This window comes from Enterobacillus tribolii (genome assembly GCF_003363015.1).
Classification (GTDB): Bacteria; Pseudomonadota; Gammaproteobacteria; order Enterobacterales; family Enterobacteriaceae; genus Enterobacillus; species Enterobacillus tribolii.
On sequence record NZ_QRAP01000008.1, the window covers coordinates 22,207 to 44,774 of the forward strand.

The window sequence follows — 22,568 nt, forward strand, 5'->3', positions numbered from 1 at the left end:
CTCAATCCTCCTCTTTTTGTAAATCGACATCCTTGGCGCGCACATGGATCAGCAGGTGATAAACATGCCCCATGCCCTTTGCTTTAATGATTTTTTTCCACTCGGTAATGTTTTCATCGGCGTAATACACCACGACGCCAATGTACTTGTTGTCTTCTTCCAGCTTGATGGGGTCCAGCGGCTTGTACTGGCCGGGCAGCAACGTATAGTCCTGATGGTCGATGTAGTTTTTGCCCAGAATTTTGGCGAGGTCGCTGTCTTCATCGTTGAGCTGATCAAAGTCGGTCGCCAGTAACCTGGAATCTTCACTGAGATAGATCACCTGCAGGTTGACGGGCGTCGCCTCGTCGCTTTCGTTTCTGTTGATATCAGGCTCCGCCAGCAGCGTTATCCGGACGGATGACGGCTGATCGGCCAGTGAACCGACCTGAATGTCCGGATTCATCAACACTTTGCCGACCTTCTTGCCAATCACGCAGCCACTGAGCAGCATGACGGTAAGGAGTAACGCGGGAACACCCCACAGGGGGTGGCTTAGCTTCATTCCTTGCTCTCCGACTGTCCTTGTCTCAATGCACGGTCATAAGCCTGCGCATAGACTTCATTGAACAACTTCTCGAAACCCTGCTGGCGGCTGGAAGCAAGCTCCTGGTAGTAGCTGCAGTACATATTCCACGCCCATGCCGGACTCATCTCGTCGCGTTCCGCACTGCGGCGGTATTGGGCAAAACGCGCCATCAGACGTGGTGGCGAAAAGGCTTCCAGCATTACCGACAGCGCTTCCGTAATGGCCTGCTGATTCGCCTGATAATGCAGCCGCATATTGTGCAAACTTTCCGCCACCGCTTCCGGGGCAGAAAGGTGAACCGGGCTTTTCCCTTCGGCAAACAACACGTTGATCGTTGAGTCGTAGTCCATACGCAGACGCAGCGGGTTGTCTTCCAGCGGACGTAAATGTTTATCCGACAGCGCATCCTGCTGGCGCTGCAAGGCAAGCAGTCCCCGGATTGTCGCCTGCAGCGTACGCCCGGCTTCCTCAAGAAAATCGTTCGCCTGCTGGCTGTCATACATCGCCAGCGGCGCATCCAGACCCCGTATCAAGGGCGTGACCGCAACATGACGCTGCGACATATCTTCCCGATCGGCGCGGGTATCCTGGCTGGCGAGGTAATTACTGATTTGGGGTAACTCGATAAAATCCTGATCCATGGCTCGATCCCTGGCGTTGTCGGAAAGCGGGGTAGTGACGAGGGCGGCACGGTACACATCGCCCTGTAATAAGCTCCCGGCGTCGTTATCCGCCACTGTGGCGGTCATTCCCGGCTGGGTAAGGTTCTCGTTTTGCAATACCTTGAGCGGATCCTGCGACCAGCTATTTGCGACCGTAGGTTCTAAAACCGGCGCTGCAATGTCGCCGGCGGCGCGTTTACCGCCGTCCTCCAGCAATGATTCCAGCGGATTACTGTAGTGCGTCACCAGAGACTCCGGCGTAACCTGCAGCGGATCGCGGATCTCGCCGCCGGTCAGGCTGATAAACACTTTCAGCACCAGGCCGCCGAGTCCGATCTCATCGCCCTGCTGCAGACGGACAAAGCCGATGTTTTTCTCGACTGGCGCCTGGTTGAGCAACAGCGGCTTATCCTGCGCCCGCAGGCAAAACGCGTCATCACGCCAGGCGATATCGAAATATGCGGCGGCAATGGCGCGCGTACTGTCCTGAATGCGCCAGGTGCTTTGTTCGCCGCTGCCGACGCTCCCGCCTTCCGGCCCGAAAAGATGGCTCGCATCGCAGCCGCTTTCCAGTTGGTTGCTATTGTTCACCCGCAGTAAGAGTGAAGGACGGTGTTGCCCGGTGTTATTCATCATTCAGTTCCTCTTTCCCTCACTCCCTGACACAAATCGTGACTTCAGGCCGCTCATCCGGCTGCCCCAAGAAACAGGTCCAGCCCAGCAGCGCGTTCTGTTTTACGCCTAATGTCATGCCGCCAACCTGTTGTTGTGCGATCCCCAGCCGTAAATCCCAGGCAAACTGGTCGCGCAGGATAAATGACATAAACATCACCAACGGCAGATAACTGTCGCCATTGGGCAGAAAATCAAGAAAACGCTGGCGTGACAGCCCATTGATATGCAAAAGAAACTTTCCGCTGCGATCCGGCACCCGCGCACCGATGGAGAAGTTTTCTCCCAGCAGCGATCTGCCGGCCGTACGTTTACCGCTGAAACGCCGTACACCGCCCAGGCGATTTTGCTGTTCCGGCGTAATGTTTACGTGGCGCAATTGCCAGCCGTGCAGCGTGACGTCATCCAACTCAAAGCAATGCGCAATCAGGCCGCAAATAACGTCGGGCGAACGCCCCGGACTGGCCAGCAGCCCGGCATAAGCCAACATCTTGCTGTGGTTGATTTGCAGTTGTTCCCGGACATCAGCACTGCCTAACCCGACAAGCGAGAACATGCGCTGAGAGAATGCGTCCTGCCCTTCGTTCTCAAAGCAAATGTAGTAGCGGTATTTACGCCAGATGCGGTGCAACAGCGTCAGTAAACGGTGGTTAAAAACGTTAAGGAAATCCGTCAGCCGGCCACTTTGCTGTGCTTCTTCCCATGCCAGGCTATCCAGGTAGTAGCCCGGCAGCGGTGACTGACTGCCGTGCAGCCCCATAAACGAGGCGGTCAGTTGCCACTGTGTATTTCCCTTTTGTTCAAGCGAGATAACATCGCGCGGCGGAAACGCAATGCTGGCAGCCGAGAGGAAATGTATTGCCTCTTTCTCCGCATTCGCCGCAAAGGCCGGAGCGCTTTCCCCGTCGTTCCGGGATAACAGTTCAACCAGTTGATAAAAGTTGTAACGCCCTGCACCGGCGGCCAACTTCTCGCGCGCTAAATCAACGCGTGCTGACCTATCTGCACCGGCCATTCATAACACTCCTTGTTATTCACATTGACGACTTTCAAAACGTGAAATGCATTAACACTGGCGTATAACGAGAAAAAGCGCGCCAGGATAGTGCTGAACAGATAAAGCTCGCCTTCACAGGAAAACGCGTCTTGCTCCAGCCACAATGTGGACTCCAGCCCGCGGATGGGAACGCCGCGGAATAATTTGTCGATCGGACGCGTTTCAATACGCGAGATCCCTTCCAGTCTCTTTTGCGAAGCGCGTGCCGCCTGCCGGTCATGCATAGCGGGCAAATCGTAGGTGCGCAAAATCTGGCGCAATGCATCCTTGCTCAGCAAAGAAAGGTAATTGAGCGACATATTGGAGATCAGCGACCAATGCAGGCTGCCATCCAGTACCGGATAAAGTGGCGCAGTGGGGCGCGTCACGTTACGGAATGCGGCAAATGACGGGTTGTCACGCGCCGGTGTGTCGATATCGCCGACCCGCAGCAACGTAGGCAGTTCCCGGTTGGTACACGTCAACTGAACCGAGACGGTTTCATCGCTCAGAATGCACTGCGTCTCATCGCTGCGCACAAAAGAAATGCCATGCTCTAATCCCGGGCGGAAGAGCGAAGGACGGGTTCGTACCCGGTAGTAAAGTTTTTCCCGGCCCTGGGTATATTCAACCTGATGTTGAAAACTCTCAAACGGCGCGTAGCTGCGCAAAGCGCCACGGGAACGGCCGTGCTCCTGATCATTGCCTTTCAGCCAGCTTTCAACTTTGTCGACAGAGAAAATGTCGTAGAAATCAGGTTCCCGGTAACTGACCCGCAGCGGATATTCCGCCTGCGTCCCGTCCAGCAAAATGGATTCACTGTAACGACTGAACAAATTGACGGCGGGCGTACAATGCAGCCGCAGTGAGTCCCGGCGGATTTTTACCTCAGGAGGGAACGGACGGGAAAAATAGAAACGCAGCGAAAACTGTTCAGCATGCATCTCTGCCGGCAAACGGGGCACACCCTGAACATCAAAGAATAAAAACCCTTCAGGAAAGCAAAAATACTCCTGCAGGATGCGGTATCCCATCGCGGCATTTTTCGGATAGGGCAGCATCGCTTCATCGCGGCCGAACCCCAGGGGGACAAAGTCGAAATCAGGCAACGGGATCACCTCTTCCCCGATCACCAGTTCGGCTTTTGCGAAATAATAGCTGAACCAAAAATAGAGCTGATAGCTGCTATAGTTGCCGTCCCCCAACCAAAAGCGCAGCTTGTTGAGCTCCAGCTCATTAACACTGATTTCACCGCTGGCGGAAAAGTCTACGTTGAGAATAGCCAGCTCATTGCTGTTGTTGAGGCGGATATCTTCCAGCGCGATCGGCAACAGCCAGAGGTCACGACATTGGGTGAAAGTACACTGCGGCTGCCCGTACGCATCCCGGTCGGACGCCAGCCCATCGCCCGAGCTGACCCTGATGGGGCGGCTGAGCAACTCGGCTCCGCGCTTTACCTGCGTGGCTCCGGTAATGATGTTCTTTTCCGGGGCGTACTCCATAATGGTCATGCTGGGCGTGGGCCGCAGATAGTTGGGCCACAGCATATTCAGCAAGCTATGGGTCAGTTCCGGAAACTGATCGTCAATCTTTTCGCGCAGGTTTCCCGATAAAAACGCAAATCCTTCCAACAGGCGCTCAACATCGGGATCAGCGCCTTTTTCCGATAAAAACGCGGCCAGATGCGGTTTTTCGCGCGCGACAGCACGGCCAACCTGATGCAAATAATCCAGTTCGTCTCTGAAATATTTCTCAAATGACATGTTGTTTCTAGCTCAGATGATAGCGCTGATGGTTATCCAGATGGATGTTGAACTCGACCACATCATCAATGTCATCGAAATCAACATGCGCCAGAATATGAAAGCTCAACGTCAGCGGATCTTGTTCGTCGCTTCGTCCTGCGCTGACGTCCACCCGGGAAATACGTGGCTCATAATGAATAATGCAATTCCGGATAGCGTCTTCAATCGCCTGGCGAAAATCCGAGGACGAGGCGGTGGCATCGTTAAGATCGATGACCCCTAACTGTGGCGCACTCTGGCTTCCGCCCGGATGCGAATTCAACACCTGATTCAGGTTTTGCTTAATCGACGCCAGTAGATCCCCGGAGCGGGAATAGCCGGAGAATCCCGTTTCCCGCTCCTGAATCCGCTCGAATAAACTGGCCGAACGATCGCGCCTCCAGCTCAATAGCCCAGCCATTTTCCCTTACTCCTTGTCCAGGCGCCCTACCAGGGACAACTCAAAACTGGCCCCCATGTATTTGAAGTGCGGACGTACAGACATTGTGACCTGATACCAGCCCGGATCCCCTTCGACATCCAGCACCTTGATTTGCGCGGCACGCAGCGGACGACGGCTGCGTACGTCGGTCGGCGGGTTTTCCTGATCGGCGATGTATTGCTTGAGCCACATGTTCAGTTCACGTTCCAGATCCTGACGCTCCTTCCAGGAGCCGATCTGCTCGCGCTGCAGCACTTTGATGTAGTGCGCGAGGCGGTTGATAATGAACATGTAGGGCAACTGGGTCCCCAGCTTGTAGTTGGTTTCCGCCATCTTCCCTTCGCGGGTATTGGGGAACACCTTCGGTTTCTGGATAGAGTTGGCGGAGAAAAAGGCCGCGTTGTCGCTGCCTTTACGCATGGTCAGCGTGATGAAACCCTCTTCGGCCAGTTCGAACTCGCGCCGGTCGGTGATGAGCACCTCCGTCGGGATTTTCGCCTGCGTGTGTCCCATCGCCTCATACAGGTGCACAGGAAGATCGTGCACTGCCCCACCGCTCTGCGGGCCGATAATATTCGGACACCAGCGATACTTGGCAAAGCTGTCCGTCAGGCAACTGGCCAGCAGAAATGCGGTGTTGCCCCACAAGAAATTCTCATGACTTTCATGCACGCTCTCTTCGTAGCCGAAGGTGCGGATCGGATTTTCCGTTTGGGAATACGGCAGACGCAGCAGGAAGCGCGGCGCCGTCAGGCCGATATAGCGAGAATCTTCCGACTCACGCAGCGAGCGCCATTTGGTGTGGGAAGGGCCTTCAAAAACCGATTTCAGTTCTTTGATTGCCGGCAATTCGGTAAAGCTGGTAATCCCAAAAAACTCCGGAGCCACCGACGACAGGAATGGCGCATGCGCCATCGCGCCCACGGCGCCCACGTATTGCAGCAACTTCATGTCCGGAGCGGTGTTTTTAAACGCATAGTTGCCGATTACCGCGCCAACCGGCTCACCGCCAAACTGCCCGTAACCCGCGGAATAGATATGCTTGTAGAAACCGGACTGGACGATTTCCGGCGCAAACTCAAAATCATCCAGCAACTCATCTTTGGTCGCGTGTAATACGTTAATTTTGATGTTTTCACGGAAGTCGGTACGATCGACCAACAGCTTCAGCGAACGCCAGGAAGACTCCAGTGTACGGAACGTCTCCGCGTGCATGATTTCATCCATCTGCGCGCTGAGTTTCTTATCCAGCTCGACGATCATGCGGTCGACCAACATTTTATTGATCGGCTCTTCGCTTGTACCGGAGTCCAGAATATTGGCGATAAAGGCGGCAACACCCTGACGGGCGATATCATAGCCGTCGTTTTCTGGCTGCATGTGCGCCTGGGCCATAATTTCGTCCAGTAAAGAGAACTGGCCGGCGGAGCGTTCTAATGATGCTGTCTGTTCTTCATGCAATGACATGGTAGAAATTCCCTCTAAGCTCAAGCCCGTATCACTTCTTGTCCAAAATATTCAGCTCTTCCAACAGCTGTTCACGCGCCTTTTCGTCTTTCAGCAAGGCCTGCAGTTTCGATCTGAACGCGGGGATATTGCCTAACGGCCCTTTCAACGCAACCAACGCCTCACGCAGTTCCAGCAGTTTGTTCAGCTCAGGAACTTTGCGGGCTACGCTGTCAGGGGAAAAATCAGAAAGTGATTGAATATCAATATGAACCGGGAGGTCGTTCTCAACTTCGCCCTCTTTTTCATCCAGCCGGTTGGGAACACTGAATGACATACTGATCCCGGCTTCGCCCATGACCGAATTGAAGTTGTTCTTGTTGATAGAAACAGGCTGACGTTCTTCCAGCGGAGTGTCTTCACGCGTGCCCTTCATATCACCGACGACAAACAAATTCAGGGGGAGTTCGATTTCAGCAATCTGATCGCCGGTATTCGGTACATATTTAATATTAATACGCTCTTTGGGGGCGACGCTGCTTGACTTATCCTTACTCATGTCAGACATCCTCTTCTGGCAACAATGATTCAGAATTTAGTTAATTTAAAGAAAGATAAGCGAGGGATTATTAGCCATGAAATTAAATATCCATATCCGCAAAAATAATGTTCTGAGACATACACACTGCCCAAATCACATTATTTGTCATACAGAATGCGCTACTGCCACACCATGCGAGTCATTAGCCATCCTTACACAAACACGGACATTAGCCCAGCCACAAACATAGACATTAGTCTAGTTAATTAATCCCTGTGACTATCTTAAAAGAGAGTACCACATCGACATCCCGCTAAACGAGAACCTAAGATTTTTTAATGGGGAATTGCTAAGGAACGAAAATATTTTTTAAAAATCAATAAAATAAAAAGATCAATGAGAATACTCCGTCATTTAAAACGAGATAAAACGTCGCAAATAACATTACTAAAAGAATTAATTGCCATGACGGCAAAAAATATAATTACATAAACCATCCTTATGCAAAAATTAATTAATGATTTTAAGTTCAGGGCTGGATCTTTCATCTCAAAGTTTTATAGTGCCCCCACACACTGCCAACTGTAATAAACGTTAAATAAAAATGTCGTGCTGTTGTTTTATTCTCCTGTCTGGGAGAAAGATCACGTTATTCTGTATGATGAATTAACGGAACTCCACAGCATACCTCTCTGGTATTAATATAAGGAAATTAAGCTATGCCAACTCCCGCTTATATTGCGATTACAGGAAAGACTCAGGGTAATATCACCGCTGGCGCCTTCACTGCAGAATCAGTAGGTAACATTTTCGTGCAGGGCCACGAAGATGAAATGCTGGTGCAAGAATTTGATCACATTGTTACCGTACCGACCGACCCGCAGTCTGGGCAACCGTCCGGCCAACGGGTACACAAACCCTTCCGCTTCACTGTGGCGCTGAATAAAGCCGTTCCTTTGCTGTACAACGCGCTGGCATCCGGCGAAATGCTGCCAACCGTTGAAATGCGCTGGTATCGCACCTCGGTGGAAGGCAAGCAGGAGCATTTCTTCACGACCAAGCTGGAAGATGCGACGATCATCGACATTGATTGCAAAATGCCGCACTGCCAGGACGTGTCGAAAGCTGAGTTCACGCAGTTAATCCGCGTATCGCTGGCTTACCGTAAAGTCACCTGGGAGCACACCACCGCAGGCACCTCCGGCGCCGACGACTGGCGTGCGCCGATCGAAGCGTAACCGGCGGCAATATATCAGGGGGAGATGTTCTCCCCCTCTTTCATTTGTAACGCTCAAAGGGAACTGACATGGCAAATATTATCTATCTGACGCTGAAAGGCGAAAAGCAAGGACTCATCTCTGCGGGATGTTCCAGCGCAGAATCTATCGGTAACAAATACCAGGCTGGGCATGAAGACGAGATTTTCATTCTGGAGTTGATAAACCACATGACCCGCAGTGAAAACGTCTCACTGCACCCTGTTGAAATTCGTAAGCCCATTGATAAGTCCACACCACTACTGGCGCAGGCCATCAACGAGAATGAAAAGCTGGAGTGCACCTTTTTCCTCTACCGCACGGCACAAACCGGGGGAAATGAGCTCTACTTTAAGATGAAGCTTACCGACGCAACCATCAGCGACATCCGGTTATTCTGCCCTAACTCCATCTCACACAATGAGACGCAGCCACAGGAGAGCATCTCTTTCAAATATGCGTCAATTACATGGGAGCATGTGATGGGGGGGACGAGCGCGTATAGTATTTGGGAAGACAGGGTTTATTAAAAATTAATACGCCAGCAGTGCTATGGGTGTCGCTTCTGGGAGAATACAGGCATTGGCTGGATATCGCTTGTACGAACATGGACGTAAACTTAATATCAAGCACTTTAAATCTGCAGGAATTGTATTAGCCTCCTAAGGTGCAGATAATACGTTCGAAGTTATGACACCTCTAATTCATGAAGGTAGCCATTAATCGGGGCTATTAAGAGATATCTATAGATATATAGCAACATTACTCGGATACAGTGAAAGAGAGGGAGATCTTGCATATGTTGTCGGTGATCTTAGTGTAACTGCCTATGCTACCTTCAAAATTTCAGCATTGGTACAAAAGCCTGACAGACTCATTAAAAATGATCTTTTCGATAAAGCCGGGACTAATAAGTCTTTCTATTTTATTTAGACATAATTTAAAATAACCAGTAACCTAAGATAGAATAGCTTCATAACTGTTTTAAACCTCACACCAATAGAATCTGCATTAACTTTCATTATGCATAAAAAGAGCAATGGGAAAAGAAAAATAAAAATCTGTAGCGCACGCATTCCCACATCATTTTTATAAAAATCATATACCGCAAAAAACAATGAAAAACCAATGACTAATAATATACCACGCCAAGACTCTTTTGAGATAAAAAGCACATATTCAGGAAACGATTCATACTCATTTAGCTTTACATCCTTACCATAAATTTTCTTTTTATTAGAAATATAATACCAGCGCATAGCCAAAAGATCATCTAATGAAAGTCCTGATACTCCTATCAATTTCCTTTTTCCCAAGTCTCTTTTCATTATATTTTCCCTGATTAAGACACTAAAGATATGTTATCTGTACACTATACGTATAAGACTCAAAAAAACAAGAATTGTAACTCACGGACACCTACCACAAGGATACCAAAACCTACGAATCGGGAGGGATTAAAGGCTATCAGCCATCTCAGAAAAATAGCGTTAATATGGTTTTAAACTTAATATTCCCACTTTCTTTTATTACACATAAACTGGTCCCATAGATCGCCAGACATTTCACCTCTCTTAAAATTTTAGCAAGAGTTGCCAATAAAATAGTTTTCAACAAAAAGAATCAGAGCTTTTACCTGAATGCCCGTTGCTGCCAATGATTTCAGTATGCTGGCGGGCAAGATTGAAATCAGAAGTATTTTTCAAAAGGAAAAATCATACTAATTGCCCCACTCTCTGTAACGCCAAATCTCCCCGCCCCTCACCGGCTGATATTCTCCCTTATGTGGAAGCCTTATGCATTACATAGTTAGTAAAAACCCTCCCCCTCACTTCTACCTGCTGCGCTTTCACCACCCAATAGCCCTGTTGCTGAAAAAACGGTCTGGCGGTGATGCTGGCCTCCACCCGGAACCGGGTCTGCGGATGCTGCCGCTGCAAATGCGACAGCAACGCCGTAGCAATTCCCCGGCGGGCGCATTCCGGCGAAACATACAGCAGATCGATATAGTCATTTTGTACGGCGATGAACCCTGCGACGTCCCCCTGATAAATCGCCACGGAGACATCTGAGCACGAAAACTTTTTTCGCCACAGTGATTCATCAATCTGCGCCCAGGCGGCAACCTGTTCAGGGGAATAATCACGGCTCGCCGTCTCTCTCACCGCGCGTAAAAACAATGCGCACAGGGCGCCAAAATCATCGGGACAGTAGTCCCGGATATACAGTTGATTCATCATCAGATATCTCGCGGCAAGGTAACAAGATGACCCCTTTATATCAGCCAGCCGTTGATAGTACCGAAAATTCTCATCCGGTACCTGGCCGAAATGTGTGGCCCCGTTTAACGCTCCCCCACTACACTTAACCGTTGGCAACCCTCCCGACAACGGCCGGGTTTGAGATTTATCCCGATGTCAGAGGAGCACTATGTTTTCTACCAACCCGCTTTTACGCTGGGCGATTGCGTTTGTTACCCTTATCATGCTCACACCGGCACAAGCCGCACCACAACAGGGAGTAACCGGCCAGGTGATCAGTAAAACAGAACTTGCCCCGCCAAATGGCTTGCAGGAAGCCGCAGAGCAGTACCTGATCCATTACCGCTCAACCAGCGGCGTTGACGGCGTAAGTTCACGTGAGGACACCGCCGCCGTTTTTCTGCCCAAAGGAACAGCGCCCCAGGACGGATGGCCAGTGGTGATCTGGACTCATGGCACCATCGGCGTTGCCCGCGGTTGCGCGCCATCGCTTAATCCGCGCACGCCGCGTGATGCCCAGTACCTGAATACCTGGTTGTCACTGGGATTTGCGGTGGTAGCGCCGGACTATGCCGGGCTTGGTTCCGCCGGACTGCATCATTACATGAACGCCCGGGCAGAGGCATGGAGCGTGCTGGACAGCGCCCGGGCGGCGTTGGGCGCTTTCCCGTTGCGTAATCAATTGGTGCTGGTTGGGCAGTCTCAGGGCGCGCATGCGGCATTTTCCAGCGCAGGCTATCAACCGCAATACGCACCAGCGCTGAATATCCGCGCCACGGTACTGACCGGCACCCCGTATTTCGCCCCCGGTTTGTCGGCGGCGCAGATCTTCGCCGGTGGAACGCAGGAACAAAGCGGCGACCCCAAAATCCCCTACGCGTTTTATCTCTATCTTTCCGCTGCAGACCAGCAACCCGGCCTGAATGCAAGTGATTACTTTCAGCCCCGGGCGCTGCCCGTACTGGAGCAGGCACGCCAGCTGTGCATCACTCCGCTCACTGCTGAAGTCATGCAACAGGGGCTGAACGCCGGAAACAGCCTGAAGCCGGCCATTCAGCAGCTATTGGATGAACAAACCGATGCACTGCGTTATGCCACGCTGAAGATCGCCCATCCGGTGTTTATCGGCATCGGCGGCGAAGACATCAATGTCCCTACCGCCATGCAGCAACGCTTTGCCACGGCCGTCAGGGAGGCGGGAACAGCGGTGGATGTTCATCAATATCCGGGGCTGGACCACAGCTCCGCCATGAATCCGTCGCTGCGCGACTCGGTACCTTTCGTACTGAGAACTCTGGCGGAAGAGAGATAGGAGGAATCACGCGCCTGTTCAAGCAGCCCGGCATTTTCCGGGCTCGGGACGACACCCCGCTTCAGCGCACCCAATGGTATAGATGACTATGCCATAACTACAGAGGGGGGGGGAGAAGCGGGTTTCGGATGGCGATGCGAGCCTCTACGCAAAACGGGTAAATGACGAAAATCTACGGCATATCTGCCGCTATAGTGAGCAAACTGGTAAGCCAGAGTCTTATTCTTCGGCAAAAACATGCGGATAATGTGGCGCACTGTCTCCGTAGTTAAATGGATATAACCGGCCCCTCCTAAGGGCTAGTTACAGGTTCGATTCCTGTCGGGGCCATTGCAATATGGCCCTCAATTACTCCACGTTACCCAAACCCGCATGAAACCCAAGTTTAACGAAATTCATCGTTATCACACATTACCTACGATTACTTGACTACACCAATTGCGGGCATATTGTGGGCATAGAGCAATATCACACAACGACGACGATGAACGCTAGCCAACCTATTAAGCTCATCGTCGCTATTCTCGCAGCAAGATAAACGTTTACTGAATATCGTAGCGTGCCAATTTCTGCGTACACGCCTCCGGCTTATCAGCCATCAGGCGCGCTTCCTCATTGGTTTTCGCCATACCGCAAAGCATCGGTTCCTGGCCGGCCAGGCTCACCACGTAAAGACGGGAAATCTCTTTCTCCGGATTATCTCTGTCCTGAGCCGATTGACGGAAAATAAATGCCCGGGGCTGACCGGCATTATCCATCCGCCATTCCACTTTTTCCGCATCCATATTCGGGAAATTACCTATGGCATCAGGCCCCAGTGCAACCTGCCCGAGACTCCAGAGGGTCTTTTTATCCTGCTCCAGTTCAATCCATGAACGGGGGTCGGTGATGGCAATCAATACACGCCAGTTTTTTACGCCTTCACACAGGCCCGCATCCAGGCTTCTTTTCTCATAGGTCTGAGCCAGTTCGCCAGTCAACTCAGCGCAGGAACCGCCTTTTGTCGAAGTGTAAATGCTGGTCAGTTCGGTGGCGGAAGCCATGTTCCAGCACATCAGGCCGCCCAGCAACGCGGCAAAAGATTTAGCAGAGAAGATCATAATTACATTCCCAAATAGCGACGAGTATTTTTCCCAACCAGGCCATCAGCAACCAGGCCTGCTCTCCGTTGTAATGCTTTTACCGTATTTTCCGTCGCAGGGCCAAACTTATTGTCAACCCGTAACCCGCGATATCCGCGCTGTCTCAGTCTGGTTTGCATTGGCATAAAGATTGAGCTTTTATGCATGGAATCATAAACATTAATGAATAATATCTTAATCATTTCAGGATAAACCTTATTCTAAATGGGAAAGGCGTATATCAAGCGAAATAATGGAGAATCCAATGAAACAATTACAGGCATTAATTTTATTATCCCTGCTCGCAGGTGCCTCTTCAGCAGGAAATGGCAGTCAGGCGGTGGTTGCCGGTGAGCTTTATAATAAATAAAATTTAATTTTCTACACCTTTCCCATAATACCTGGCTGATGGGCGCTTTCTGGTGTATTTAATGCTAATCTATAGCGCTATTTCACTTTTAAAAGACTAATTCCAGCCATTTTTAAAAAAATATTTAATACACATTTGTGATTAATTGGCAGAAGATATTTTTACTTGAATGAATTTTACTCTGTGCCACAGCATGAGAGAATTTATTTTATTGAGTCTTCTTACGCTGCACTCTGTTCCTGAGGAAATAACGATGTCGTTAACGTTATTACCAATCACCTGAAAACCGGGCGTATCATTAACACACCCGGTAGCCCGCCATCAACACACTCCTTGACCAATAACAAAGCACGCCTTCCATCAGCCTCCCTATAATCAAACCCATTTACCTTCTCACTGGTGTGCAACCATGGCTTATCAACTGAACCTTAACTGGCCCGAATTTTTAGAGAAATACTGGCAAAAACAACCCGTTGTATTAAAGAATGCCTTCCCTGATTTCGTCGATCCCATTACGCCGGACGAGTTGGCCGGCCTGGCGATGGAGCCGGAGGTTGACAGCCGTTTGGTCAGCCACATCAATGGCGAATGGCAGGCCAGCAACGGACCGTTTGAAGATTTTGACGGACTGGGAGAAACCGGTTGGTCACTGCTGGCCCAGGCCGTTAACCATTGGCATGCGCCGTCCGCTGAGCTGGTTCGCCCGTTCCGTGCGCTGCCGGACTGGCGGCTGGACGATCTGATGATCTCCTTCTCGGTACCGGGCGGCGGCGTCGGGCCGCACATCGACCAATATGATGTCTTTATCGTTCAGGGAATGGGCCGCCGCCGCTGGCGCGTCGGCGACAAGCTGCCTATGCGTCAGTTCTGCCCCCATCCGGCGCTGCTGCATGTCGATCCGTTTGAACCGATCATTGATGAAGAACTCGAACCGGGCGACATCCTGTATATCCCGCCGGGATTCCCGCACGACGGTTTAACCTATGAATCGGCATTTAACTATTCCATCGGCTTTCGCGGGCCGAACGGCAGGGATTTAATCAGCAGCTTTGCCGACTACGCCCTGGAAAATGACCTCGGCGGCGAGCACTACAGCGATCCGGATTTAATCAGCCGCGAAAATCCGGGCCGGGTAGAGGATTACGAGCTTGAGCGCCTGCGCAAAATGATGGTCGATATGATTAATCAGCCGGACGATTTCAAACAGTGGTTTGGCCGTTTCGTCACAACGCCGCGCCACGAACTCGACATCGCGCCGGCAGAGCCGCCTTACGAACAGGGCGAGATCGTTGACGCGCTGATGGATGGTCAGGTTCTCACGCGCCTGAACGGGCTTCGGGTATTGCAGGTCGGTGATGGCTATTACGTTAACAGCGAACAGATGGAAGCGGCCGATGCGCACGGCGCCGACGCGCTGTGCCGTTACGCCTTCATCAGCAAGAAAGAGTTGGGCAACGCCCTGAACAACCCTGCATTTATGGCGGAACTCACCGGGCTGGTGAATCAGGGCTATTGGTTCTTCGACGAATAACGCCTGTATCACCCGATGAAACAAGAAAGCCGCTCTTTTCAGACCGGCTTTCTTGCTATTTGACTCACCGCAAATGCCTCATACCATCACGCATGCCAATAAGCGACAGCCCGCAGTAAGCGCTCATCAACATTCCGGCCGTCAAAACAGGCAGCAAGGTTTTTCACTACCTGCCCCTCGCCGGTGATCCAGATAAAATAGTCATCGTCAGGCACATCCAGCGCCTGCAACATCGCCGCTACGGATTGCCCGTCATGCTCTTCAACGTACACGATGTCTGCGCCGTCAAGATGCGACAGATAGTCTTTGTTAGCCGCATCAGCGACTGAAACGATCGCCTTCACGTTTGCACGGCATCCGGAACGGGCCAGTTCCTCCAGGCGCCGGCGTAGCGCAGGCATGCCGGACTCATCGCAAACATAGCGCTGCCAGGCATAATCTTCCGGCACGACGAGTGAACCGCGCGGACCGCCAATCGTCAGCGTATCGCCGGCTGCGGCCTTCATAGCCCATGTGCTGGCGATACCGCCGTCATGAATAAAGAAATCAAACGCCAGCTCATGGCGTTTTGCGTCATAAAGCGGCGTGTAGTCCCGTGTTGCCGGGCGAACGCCTTCTCCCCAGACGATGCCCTCATCCGTCACCACTGGCGGGGTAAAGTGGCTGCCCGGTTCGGGAAAGAAAAGTTTGGTATGATCGTCAAAACCACGGGAGCAAAAGCCCTCCAACGCATCACCGCCTAAAACAATACGCTGAAAGGCGCTACCAACGCGTTCACTACGCAACACCGTCAGTTCACGGAAACGGAGTTCATTACGTACCCGCTGCGGATACTTTTTTTCTTTGGGCACAGTCGTCATAGTTCACCTTTACCACACGAGCAGATATATCTAATTTTGGTAAATGATAATCATTGATGATTAGCCGTAAAGCAACACTTTTCCGTGAAATTAATTAGCAAAAGCAAAAAAAGCTAAATCACATGACGGGCCTGAAAAGACTTTCTGCGCAGGCTAGTCATTGCTAAATCCAAATTTACGATATAGATTAGATACAAATAGTTATATCTGATTAATCAAAAAGTAAACGATGCAACATTATCATGGTAGTGAACATAGCAGCGGGCGTCGTCAGCGCTTCTTCGGTCACGGCGAACTGCGGTTGGTTATCCTCGATATCCTGACCCGTAACGCCAGTCATGGCTATGAATTAATTAAGGAAATTGAAGCACTGACGCACGGCAACTACGCGCCAAGCCCCGGCGTCATTTATCCGACCCTGGATCTTTTACAGGATCAGGCCCTGATCCGGATTGAAGAAGAAGACGGCGGACGCAAAAAAATCACCATTACCGCAGAGGGAATAACGTGGCTTGCTGCACACCAGGCGCATCTCGACCACATTAAGCAAAAGCTTAACGCCCGTATGGCCGGCTATAAGCTGCGTCAAAACCCGCAAATGAAGCGTGCACTGGAAAATTTCAAAGCGGTGTTAGACCTGAGGGTCAATCAGGAAGCGCTCAGCGATGCTCAACTCAAACAGATTGTCGGCATTATCGATCGCGCAGCGCTGGAGATCTCCCAGCTGGATTAGTTTGATCGTTGTTTCTGATTAATATGAAAAGCAGCAGCGTTGAGCAGCCCGGCGGCTCCGCCAAATCACACTTAAGATCAAAATCTGATCCGGTAATATCACGCGATTCTCGCCAGAGATCACACTCTGGCGAACAAAACGTAAACGGCCCCAAAAACCGGATACTATAAGGTATCAGCAGCCATCCGGCCCGCCACTGCAAGGAGCGTTACGTGCTAACCCCCGTCAATCCCGATACGGAAATGCCTCTGTATCTGCAGGTGGCGTGCAGTATTAAAAAATACCTTGAGAGCCTGCCGACCGGCCATAAACTCCCGTCACAACGTAATATCGCCGCATTGCTTAACGTCAGTAAAACTACCGTGGTCGAAGCATTCAACGTGCTGGCGGACGACGGCGTGATCGCCATCAGGGAGAAAGCCCGTGCCGTATCCAGCCTGAAAGCGCCGGGCATTGACTGGCCGCTGATTATTCATAAGGCCAGGCAGTCGCGCGCCAGGGATGACGCGCTGGAAGCGCATGGCGGCGCCTACAGCAAAAGCCTGCTGATGTGGCCCGGTATGGATTTTTCCCCGCAGACGCCGCTGATGGAGGTGTCGGAAGCCGTTGCGCACCGAATCGCCGGCGCCGACTTTATGAACTATGACGATATCGGCTTTCTGCAACTGCGCGAACTGCTGACGGAACATCTCAAAAGCAGCCTGGGAATTGACTGTTCGCCGGAAGAAATCATCATCACCAGCGGAATTTCCAACGCGCTCTATATCATCGCCTGCGCCTTCTTCGGGCGCTTTGCCCCGGTGTTATACGAAGCGCCGGGATATTACGAATCCATCCTGACCAGCCCCGGCGCGCCGGCAATCCCATTGCCGATGTGCGCCGACGGCATTCCGCCGGAGGTGCTGCAACACCATATCGCCCGGCACCGTCACGCTTTTTTTCTGACCACGCCGCTCGCCCACTGGCCCACCTGCCACATGACCAGCGAAGCCAACAAGCAGGCCCAGTTTGCGCTGTGCCGTAAACACGATATTCCGATTATCGAAGTGGACGCCATGCGCGGCCTGTTTGACGCGCCGCCGCCCATGCGTTCTTATCCGGGCAGCGAAGCCAACGTGATTTATGTCGGCACCTTTACCAATACCATCGGCCACAGCATGCGCCTGGCCTGGATCATCACCCCGCGCAATACCATCAAACGGCTGCTGGAGGTGAAGTCTCAGGTCGAGCCAAGGATCAGTAACTTAATTCAGATTTATGCCGAAGAAATGCTGCGATCCGGCGCCTATGACCGCTATCTCGGCACGCTGAAAGAGAAGGTATGGGAACGTAATCAGGGAATTGAAGCGATTCTGACCCGCCATCTGAGTGGTAGAGCCGTATGGCGCGGAATGCCCGGCGTCAGCCGGCTGATCACGCTGAACGCTCCGGTAGATGCGGGTAGCGTGATACGTATGCAGGACGGGCAAATCAGCCTGCTTCCTCTGGACGCGCTGGACGAATCCCTCGCCAGCTCGCTCTATATGTATTGTGCGGCGGATTCCCTGAGCAATACCGAAGCCCTGATCCGCCGCCTGAGCCAACTCTGCGCCCGCTGAGGCGCAGCCAACATAATTAAGCCTGCGTCGCTGTTTCCTGGCTTACCGCCGCCTTTTTCGCCGCCCGGATCCGCTTCTCCTCGGCAAACGCCACGATGGACAACAGTACAATGCCGCAGAACACACAGCAGTAGAAAATAACGAATACGTCATGCCAACCGTGCAGCGTAGTATTAAAGAAGCTGACGCCTGATTTCTCCGGGTCGGCGATCATCGCCAGATACACCTTGGCGATGGAGTCCCCCAGCAGGTAGGCAAAACAGCCGGAAAGTCCGGTGGTCATGCTGACGGCATTTTTCGGTACGAAGTCCACCAGCGCAATGGTGATCATCAGTTGAGGGCCGAAGATAAGCAGCCCCAGCGCGACCAGAGAGGCGTTGATCATGAAGACGGACGTTGAGTAGCGATAGCTCATCAGCGCGAAAATGATCAGGATGAAGCAGCCCACCGCCACGATGGCCCGCCGCCCTTTGAGCAGGTCGGAGATATAGCCCCAGAACAGGCTGGCGACCAGCGCCCCCATCTCAAAGTAAAAGATGGTGTTAACCATGTCGCTGCGCGACCAGTTGAACTGCTCGGAAACGTAGAGCGGCGCCCAGTTATCCACGCCGATACGGATAACGTAAACGAAGATATTAGAAATACACAGGATCCAGACGAACGGGTTCAGCAGCACATGCTTTTTGACAATCTGCCATTTGTTCTCGCTCTCATGGCGATCCATCTCCGCCACCGGCTCGTCGAAGATCTCTTCCGCCCTGCCCCAGCCCAGCTCCCTCGGATCCCCTTTGCCCAGGTAATAAGTCACGCCCGCGATGACCAGCGCGATAATTGAGGGGAAAATAAACATGCCCACCACGTTGCCGTCGAAAAAGACGTTGGCTCCCCAGAGCGCCAGCGCCCCGGCCAACCCGCCGCCGACGTTATGCGACATATTCCACAGGCCGAGATAGCGGCCGCGTTTAACCCGCGGCGTCCAGCGGGTCAGCGCGGAATAGGATGCCGGCCCGCCGGCACACTGGAACAGGCCGTTCAGCCCCCACAGAGTGATCAGAATGCCGATCGGCGAACCCCAGAAGCTCATCACCAGCCCCATCGCCAGCACGGACAAGGACGAAAGCGCCAACAGAACGGCGAGGAACTTCTTGGTGTTTTTACCGTCGATATAGAATCCGACCAATGCCTTGCACCCGCCGTAGGTGATGGAGAAGCCCAGGCCGATCAGCCCCAGCTCCGTCGTGGTCATATCAAGCTGTTCTTTCAGCATCGGCCCGGCGGCCTTAAAGTTGTTTCGGATCAGGTACATCGCCATGTACCCCAGAAACACCGCCAGAAAGGCTTTCAAAAACTGAACGCCCCACTGGCGGCGTTGTTCCGCCAGGCTGATGGACGGGTCACGGTAGTTTCTCAGTGCAAAAAGAGCCATAAGATGTTCCTCGCATATCGTTGTTATAGTTCTACGATCACTTTGTTGTAGACCACTGCGCGGTTCTTCATATCCCTCATGAATTGGGGGAGTTCGTCAAGCGAAATGGTGTGGGTAATCAGAGGTTTTGTTAGTAATGCACCACTTTGGATATAGCTGACGACCGCCGGCCATTCCCGGCCGGGGAAAGGGGCGGAGAAGGAGTTCCAGGAGCCGGTCAGCGTCAGCTCGCGGCGAACGATATGTTCAAACGCCGCAGGCGGAATAACCACGTCGGCATGGGCCGTACCCAGGTACAGCACCCGTCCGTGTTTACGGGTCACCTTCAGCGCCTGCACCTGCGTAACGGGGGCGCCGGCGGTTTCCACCGTCACGTCGGCCATCCCCTGAGCGCAAATCGCGTCAACCGGATCGGCGTCGCGTGCGTTAATGACCTCCGTTGCCCCCACCTCACGGGCCAGCGCCAGTTTATCCGGCGCGATATCCGTCGCAACGATGCGCGTAGCGCCCAGGATGCGCGCAAACTGAATGGCGAACAGCCCCAGTGCGCCGCAGCCCAGCACGGCCACGCTGTCGCCGGCCCGGATCCCCGCCCGCATCATGCCGTGCAGGGTCACCGCAGCAGGTTCCACCAGGGCGCCGCAGGCGAAATCCACCGTGTCCGGCAGGCGCACCAGGTTGCGTTCCGGCGCGGCGACATAGCCGGCAAACCCGCCGTCGGTGCGGGAGCCGAGGTAGTTATAATGATCACACAGCCCGTAATCGCCCTGTTGACAAAAATCACAGCTGAAGCAGGGTAAAATCGGGGCGACCGCCACCCTGTCGCCCGGTGAGAACTGCGTAACGCCGCTGCCGGTCTCCACCACCACGCCGCTGAACTCATGCCCCGGAATGGTGGGAAAGCGGTACGTGCCAGTGGTCATGATCCGGTCAATGTCGGAGCCGCAGATCCCTGCGGCTTTCACCTGAACCAGAACCTCATCCGCCCCGTAACCGGGAACGGGTACGTCCTCCACCCGCAGGTCCGCCGGCGCATGCAGCACGGCGGCTTTCATCGTCGTTCGTTGCATGGTTTATCCCTCCACCACCAGCGCCTTCATGCCTTCACCCGACAGGGCGTAGCGGAATGCGTCGTTGATTTCGTCAATGGTGAAACGGGCGGTCGCCAGCGGCAGCAGCGAAAGCCGTCCTGCGGCCACCAGCGCCATCGACTCGCAGTAATCATTGATGCTGGAACCGGTGGTGCCCAGTACGGTCAGCTCTTTGTAATGAATCAGGTTGGTATTGAGCGGCACGATCTCTTTCCCTTTCGGCATGCCGCCGAACAGGTTGATGCGGCCGTGGGTCGCGGCGATCTCCATCGCAACTGCCTGCACTTCCGGCACGGAACATGCGGTAATCACCACGGATGCCCCCTCGCCGCCGGTTTCCGCCATCACCGCCGTACGCAGATCGGTCGTGGCGGAGTTGATCACCGCGTCCGCGCCCAGCGCTTTCATTCCGGCCAGGCGGCTGTCCTGCACGTCAGCCACGATCACCCGCGACGCACCGGCCAACCGGCTCATCAGCACATGACAGGCGCCGATAGGACCCGCGCCGATCACCACCACGCTGTCGCCCGGACGAATATTCAACGCCTTATAAGAGTGGTAAGCACAGGAGAACGGCTCCACCATCGCCGCCTCTTCCCAAGAGATGCCTTCAGGAACCGGCACGACGTTACCGCGGCGCACCGCATTCCCCGGCACCCGGATGTATTCCTGGAAGCCGCCGTCATAACTGATGCCGAACGCTTCATAGGTCGGGCAGAGCTGCGTGAACCCCTTGCGGCACATGGCGCAGGAGCCGCAGCCGACGTTGGGCGGCAGCGCCACACGCATGCCGACCTTAAAATTCTCTACCTGCGTACCCACCTGCACCACTTCGCCGGCAATTTCATGCCCCAGTACCCGGCGCTCGCCGGCAGGAATTTTAAAGTGGCCGAATTTGAAGATACGCAAATCCGTACCGCAAATGGCGCTGGCCTTCATTTTGATCACCAGCTCGTCAGGCGCCGCCTGCGGCACGGACGTTTCTTCTACCCGGATATCGCCGGTGTCGTAAAAATAAGCTGCTTTCATGGAATACCTCATAAATACCGTGGAATTATCTCGTTCAGGGCATAGGCCACGCCGTCTTCGTCGTTGGACGGCACGATGTGATCGGCGATGTTTTTCAGCCGGGTAAAGGCATTACCCATCGCGATGCCGACGCCGGCCCCGGACAACAGTTCAAGATCGTTATCGCTGTCGCCGATAGCGGCGACCTCCGCCAGCGCAATGCCAAGGCGGGTGCAGAGATGCCGCAGCGCCACGCCTTTGTTCAGGCCGCGGGGGAGCACCTCGAAGTAATGATGATGGGAAGCCACCAGCGAGATGGCGGGCAGCGCCGCCAGGCACGCCCGCAGGCGCTGTTGCTTTTCACGTTCCCGGCACAGGATGAACAGCTTTACCGCCCGCAGCGCGTCGCTATCGGTAAACGGCAAAATACCTGCCGCAAAGCGGCGGAGGTATTCCGCCTTCATGCCGGATGCCGCCAGGTTGTCCATCCAGTACGGACGGACGTAAACACGATCGCGGGTATAAATCTGGTAAAACACCGCCAGCTCATCCAGAACCCGCACGATGTCACGTACCGCTTGCGCGCTGAGCGCCTGGTCGTAAATCGTCTCTCCGCTGTGTAAGTCGAGGGTTTGCGCGCCGTTCATGCCCATAAAGAAACGGGTAGCACCGATCGCCCCGGCGGCGAAGCTGGCCTCCCGGTACATCCTGCCCGTCGCCACGACGGGCAGGATCCCCCGCTTTTTCAGCGCGACGAAAGCGTCAACGGAGGCTTGGGACAAGGTGTCCGCCGACGTCAGCAGGGTGCCGTCAAGATCCGTTACCACCATTTTTAACGCCATACGTCGCT

Annotated in this window: 22 protein-coding genes, 1 tRNA gene and 1 pseudogene; 8 read left to right on the forward strand and 16 right to left on the reverse strand. The window is 53.3% G+C overall.

Annotated elements, in window-relative coordinates; translation table 11 throughout:
• Position 1: 1 nt before the first annotated feature.
• The 7 genes from tssJ to tssB are packed head-to-tail and all read right to left on the reverse strand — an operon-like array spanning position 2 to position 7,169.
• Positions 2–544 carry a type VI secretion system lipoprotein TssJ gene (gene tssJ / locus C8D90_RS16205; protein ID WP_115459516.1) on the reverse strand — a complete coding sequence of 181 codons (543 nt, stop codon included), beginning with the start codon at positions 542–544 and terminating at the stop codon, positions 2–4.
• Positions 541–1,866 carry a type VI secretion system-associated FHA domain protein TagH gene (gene tagH, locus C8D90_RS16210; protein WP_230473033.1) on the reverse strand — a complete coding sequence of 442 codons (1,326 nt, stop codon included), beginning with the start codon at positions 1,864–1,866 and terminating at the stop codon, positions 541–543. Before tagH ends, tssJ begins: the two co-directional genes overlap by 4 nt.
• A gap of 16 nt (positions 1,867–1,882) precedes the next feature.
• Positions 1,883–2,917 (reverse strand): type VI secretion system baseplate subunit TssG, encoded by a 1,035-nt coding sequence (gene tssG, locus C8D90_RS16215; RefSeq protein WP_115459518.1) that lies wholly within the window; start codon positions 2,915–2,917, stop codon positions 1,883–1,885.
• Positions 2,881–4,701 (reverse strand): type VI secretion system baseplate subunit TssF, encoded by a 1,821-nt coding sequence (tssF, locus tag C8D90_RS16220; protein ID WP_115459519.1) that lies wholly within the window; start codon positions 4,699–4,701, stop codon positions 2,881–2,883. The genes tssG and tssF overlap by 37 nt, the downstream gene beginning before the upstream one ends.
• 7 nt (positions 4,702–4,708) lie before the next feature.
• Positions 4,709–5,143, reverse strand: a complete 435-nt coding sequence (gene tssE / locus C8D90_RS16225; RefSeq protein ID WP_115459520.1) for a type VI secretion system baseplate subunit TssE — start codon at positions 5,141–5,143, stop codon at positions 4,709–4,711.
• 6 nt (positions 5,144–5,149) lie between these two features.
• Entirely contained in the window at positions 5,150–6,631 is a 1,482-nt protein-coding gene (tssC, locus tag C8D90_RS16230; RefSeq protein WP_115459521.1) for a type VI secretion system contractile sheath large subunit, read from the reverse strand.
• 31 nt (positions 6,632–6,662) lie between these two features.
• Positions 6,663–7,169: a type VI secretion system contractile sheath small subunit gene (gene tssB, locus C8D90_RS16235; RefSeq protein WP_115459522.1), complete on the reverse strand. Its 507-nt coding sequence runs from the start codon at positions 7,167–7,169 to the stop codon at positions 6,663–6,665.
• A 701-nt stretch (positions 7,170–7,870) separates the two neighbouring features.
• On the opposite strand from tssB, the gene C8D90_RS16240 reads away from it, so the two are divergent.
• From C8D90_RS16240 to C8D90_RS22515, 3 genes and pseudogenes are all read left to right on the forward strand, one after another.
• Positions 7,871–8,389: an Hcp family type VI secretion system effector gene (locus tag C8D90_RS16240; protein ID WP_115459523.1), complete on the forward strand. Its 519-nt coding sequence runs from the start codon at positions 7,871–7,873 to the stop codon at positions 8,387–8,389.
• 68 nt (positions 8,390–8,457) lie between these two features.
• On the forward strand, positions 8,458–8,937 hold the full coding sequence (locus C8D90_RS16245; RefSeq protein ID WP_115459524.1) for an Hcp family type VI secretion system effector: 480 nt from the start codon (positions 8,458–8,460) through the stop codon (positions 8,935–8,937).
• A 205-nt stretch (positions 8,938–9,142) separates the two neighbouring features.
• A pseudogene (locus C8D90_RS22515) lies at positions 9,143–9,340 on the forward strand (DUF4225 domain-containing protein); the annotation flags it as partial.
• Here the strand turns inward: C8D90_RS22515 and C8D90_RS16255 are convergent.
• Positions 9,337–9,735: a hypothetical protein gene (locus tag C8D90_RS16255; RefSeq protein WP_115459526.1), complete on the reverse strand. Its 399-nt coding sequence runs from the start codon at positions 9,733–9,735 to the stop codon at positions 9,337–9,339. The pseudogene C8D90_RS22515 and the gene C8D90_RS16255 overlap by 4 nt on opposite strands.
• 453 nt (positions 9,736–10,188) lie before the next feature.
• On the reverse strand, positions 10,189–10,644 hold the full coding sequence (locus tag C8D90_RS16260; RefSeq protein WP_115459711.1) for a GNAT family N-acetyltransferase: 456 nt from the start codon (positions 10,642–10,644) through the stop codon (positions 10,189–10,191).
• A gap of 247 nt (positions 10,645–10,891) precedes the next feature.
• Here C8D90_RS16260 and C8D90_RS16265 point away from each other — a divergent pair, with 247 nt between their 5' ends.
• Entirely contained in the window at positions 10,892–11,980 is a 1,089-nt protein-coding gene (locus C8D90_RS16265) for an alpha/beta hydrolase (RefSeq protein WP_115459712.1), read from the forward strand.
• 258 nt (positions 11,981–12,238) lie between these two features.
• A tRNA-Arg gene (locus tag C8D90_RS16270) sits at positions 12,239–12,310 on the forward strand.
• Between the two features lie 212 nt (positions 12,311–12,522).
• Here the strand turns inward: C8D90_RS16270 and C8D90_RS16275 are convergent.
• Together C8D90_RS16275 and C8D90_RS22520 are read right to left on the reverse strand one after the other, a co-directional pair.
• On the reverse strand, positions 12,523–13,080 hold the full coding sequence (locus tag C8D90_RS16275) for a hypothetical protein (RefSeq protein ID WP_115459527.1): 558 nt from the start codon (positions 13,078–13,080) through the stop codon (positions 12,523–12,525).
• 2 nt (positions 13,081–13,082) lie between these two features.
• A complete protein-coding gene (locus tag C8D90_RS22520) occupies positions 13,083–13,304 on the reverse strand; it encodes a peptidoglycan-binding domain-containing protein (RefSeq protein ID WP_115459528.1) in 222 nt (73 codons plus the stop codon).
• A 576-nt stretch (positions 13,305–13,880) separates the two neighbouring features.
• Here C8D90_RS22520 and C8D90_RS16285 point away from each other — a divergent pair.
• Positions 13,881–15,002 carry a ribosomal protein uL16 3-hydroxylase gene (locus tag C8D90_RS16285; protein WP_115459529.1) on the forward strand — a complete coding sequence of 374 codons (1,122 nt, stop codon included), beginning with the start codon at positions 13,881–13,883 and terminating at the stop codon, positions 15,000–15,002.
• Positions 15,003–15,088: 86 nt separating this feature from the next.
• Here the strand turns inward: C8D90_RS16285 and C8D90_RS16290 are convergent, their stop codons facing one another.
• The gene (locus C8D90_RS16290; RefSeq protein ID WP_115459530.1) at positions 15,089–15,862 is read right to left on the reverse strand and encodes a siderophore-interacting protein; all 774 of its coding nucleotides are present in this window, start codon (positions 15,860–15,862) and stop codon (positions 15,089–15,091) included.
• 229 nt (positions 15,863–16,091) lie between these two features.
• On the opposite strand from C8D90_RS16290, the gene C8D90_RS16295 reads away from it, so the two are divergent.
• Together C8D90_RS16295 and C8D90_RS16300 are read left to right on the forward strand one after the other, a co-directional pair.
• Positions 16,092–16,595: a PadR family transcriptional regulator gene (locus C8D90_RS16295; RefSeq protein WP_115459531.1), complete on the forward strand. Its 504-nt coding sequence runs from the start codon at positions 16,092–16,094 to the stop codon at positions 16,593–16,595.
• A gap of 212 nt (positions 16,596–16,807) precedes the next feature.
• Positions 16,808–18,193 (forward strand): aminotransferase-like domain-containing protein, encoded by a 1,386-nt coding sequence (locus C8D90_RS16300; RefSeq protein ID WP_147291379.1) that lies wholly within the window; start codon positions 16,808–16,810, stop codon positions 18,191–18,193.
• A 16-nt stretch (positions 18,194–18,209) separates the two neighbouring features.
• Here C8D90_RS16300 and uhpT read toward each other — a convergent pair whose 3' ends face one another.
• The 4 genes from uhpT to C8D90_RS16320 are packed head-to-tail and all read right to left on the reverse strand — an operon-like array spanning position 18,210 to position 22,560.
• Positions 18,210–19,619, reverse strand: a complete 1,410-nt coding sequence (uhpT, locus tag C8D90_RS16305; protein ID WP_115459533.1) for a hexose-6-phosphate:phosphate antiporter — start codon at positions 19,617–19,619, stop codon at positions 18,210–18,212.
• A gap of 23 nt (positions 19,620–19,642) precedes the next feature.
• Positions 19,643–20,689, reverse strand: coding sequence for a galactitol-1-phosphate 5-dehydrogenase (locus C8D90_RS16310; RefSeq protein WP_221810506.1), 1,047 nt, complete (start codon positions 20,687–20,689; stop codon positions 19,643–19,645).
• A 3-nt stretch (positions 20,690–20,692) separates the two neighbouring features.
• On the reverse strand, positions 20,693–21,739 hold the full coding sequence (locus tag C8D90_RS16315) for a zinc-dependent dehydrogenase (RefSeq protein ID WP_115459535.1): 1,047 nt from the start codon (positions 21,737–21,739) through the stop codon (positions 20,693–20,695).
• An 8-nt stretch (positions 21,740–21,747) separates the two neighbouring features.
• Positions 21,748–22,560: an HAD family hydrolase gene (locus C8D90_RS16320; RefSeq protein WP_115459536.1), complete on the reverse strand. Its 813-nt coding sequence runs from the start codon at positions 22,558–22,560 to the stop codon at positions 21,748–21,750.
• Between the last annotated feature and the right edge of the window lie 8 nt (positions 22,561–22,568).

What these genes read in the sequence shown, in the direction of transcription:
- C8D90_RS16320 (WP_115459536.1), bottom strand. Translation starts at nt 22,560, where the DNA reads ATGGCGTTAAAAATGGTGGTAACGGATCTTGACGGCACCCTGCTGACG.
- tssF (WP_115459519.1), bottom strand. Translation starts at nt 4,701, where the DNA reads ATGTCATTTGAGAAATATTTCAGAGACGAACTGGATTATTTGCATCAG.
- C8D90_RS16315 (WP_115459535.1), bottom strand. Translation starts at nt 21,739, where the DNA reads ATGAAAGCAGCTTATTTTTACGACACCGGCGATATCCGGGTAGAAGAA.
- tssB (WP_115459522.1), bottom strand. Translation starts at nt 7,169, where the DNA reads ATGAGTAAGGATAAGTCAAGCAGCGTCGCCCCCAAAGAGCGTATTAAT.
- C8D90_RS16265 (WP_115459712.1), top strand. Translation starts at nt 10,892, where the DNA reads ATGCTCACACCGGCACAAGCCGCACCACAACAGGGAGTAACCGGCCAG.
- C8D90_RS16245 (WP_115459524.1), top strand. Translation starts at nt 8,458, where the DNA reads ATGGCAAATATTATCTATCTGACGCTGAAAGGCGAAAAGCAAGGACTC.
- uhpT (WP_115459533.1), bottom strand. Translation starts at nt 19,619, where the DNA reads ATGGCTCTTTTTGCACTGAGAAACTACCGTGACCCGTCCATCAGCCTG.
- tssC (WP_115459521.1), bottom strand. Translation starts at nt 6,631, where the DNA reads ATGTCATTGCATGAAGAACAGACAGCATCATTAGAACGCTCCGCCGGC.
- C8D90_RS16240 (WP_115459523.1), top strand. Translation starts at nt 7,871, where the DNA reads ATGCCAACTCCCGCTTATATTGCGATTACAGGAAAGACTCAGGGTAAT.
- C8D90_RS16295 (WP_115459531.1), top strand. Translation starts at nt 16,092, where the DNA reads ATGCAACATTATCATGGTAGTGAACATAGCAGCGGGCGTCGTCAGCGC.
- C8D90_RS16260 (WP_115459711.1), bottom strand. Translation starts at nt 10,644, where the DNA reads ATGAATCAACTGTATATCCGGGACTACTGTCCCGATGATTTTGGCGCC.
- C8D90_RS16285 (WP_115459529.1), top strand. Translation starts at nt 13,881, where the DNA reads ATGGCTTATCAACTGAACCTTAACTGGCCCGAATTTTTAGAGAAATAC.
- C8D90_RS16275 (WP_115459527.1), bottom strand. Translation starts at nt 13,080, where the DNA reads ATGATCTTCTCTGCTAAATCTTTTGCCGCGTTGCTGGGCGGCCTGATG.
- tagH (WP_230473033.1), bottom strand. Translation starts at nt 1,866, where the DNA reads ATGATGAATAACACCGGGCAACACCGTCCTTCACTCTTACTGCGGGTG.
- tssG (WP_115459518.1), bottom strand. Translation starts at nt 2,917, where the DNA reads ATGGCCGGTGCAGATAGGTCAGCACGCGTTGATTTAGCGCGCGAGAAG.
- C8D90_RS16290 (WP_115459530.1), bottom strand. Translation starts at nt 15,862, where the DNA reads ATGACGACTGTGCCCAAAGAAAAAAAGTATCCGCAGCGGGTACGTAAT.
- C8D90_RS16310 (WP_221810506.1), bottom strand. Translation starts at nt 20,689, where the DNA reads ATGCAACGAACGACGATGAAAGCCGCCGTGCTGCATGCGCCGGCGGAC.
- C8D90_RS16255 (WP_115459526.1), bottom strand. Translation starts at nt 9,735, where the DNA reads ATGAAAAGAGACTTGGGAAAAAGGAAATTGATAGGAGTATCAGGACTT.
- C8D90_RS22520 (WP_115459528.1), bottom strand. Translation starts at nt 13,304, where the DNA reads ATGATTAAGATATTATTCATTAATGTTTATGATTCCATGCATAAAAGC.
- tssJ (WP_115459516.1), bottom strand. Translation starts at nt 544, where the DNA reads ATGAAGCTAAGCCACCCCCTGTGGGGTGTTCCCGCGTTACTCCTTACC.
- tssE (WP_115459520.1), bottom strand. Translation starts at nt 5,143, where the DNA reads ATGGCTGGGCTATTGAGCTGGAGGCGCGATCGTTCGGCCAGTTTATTC.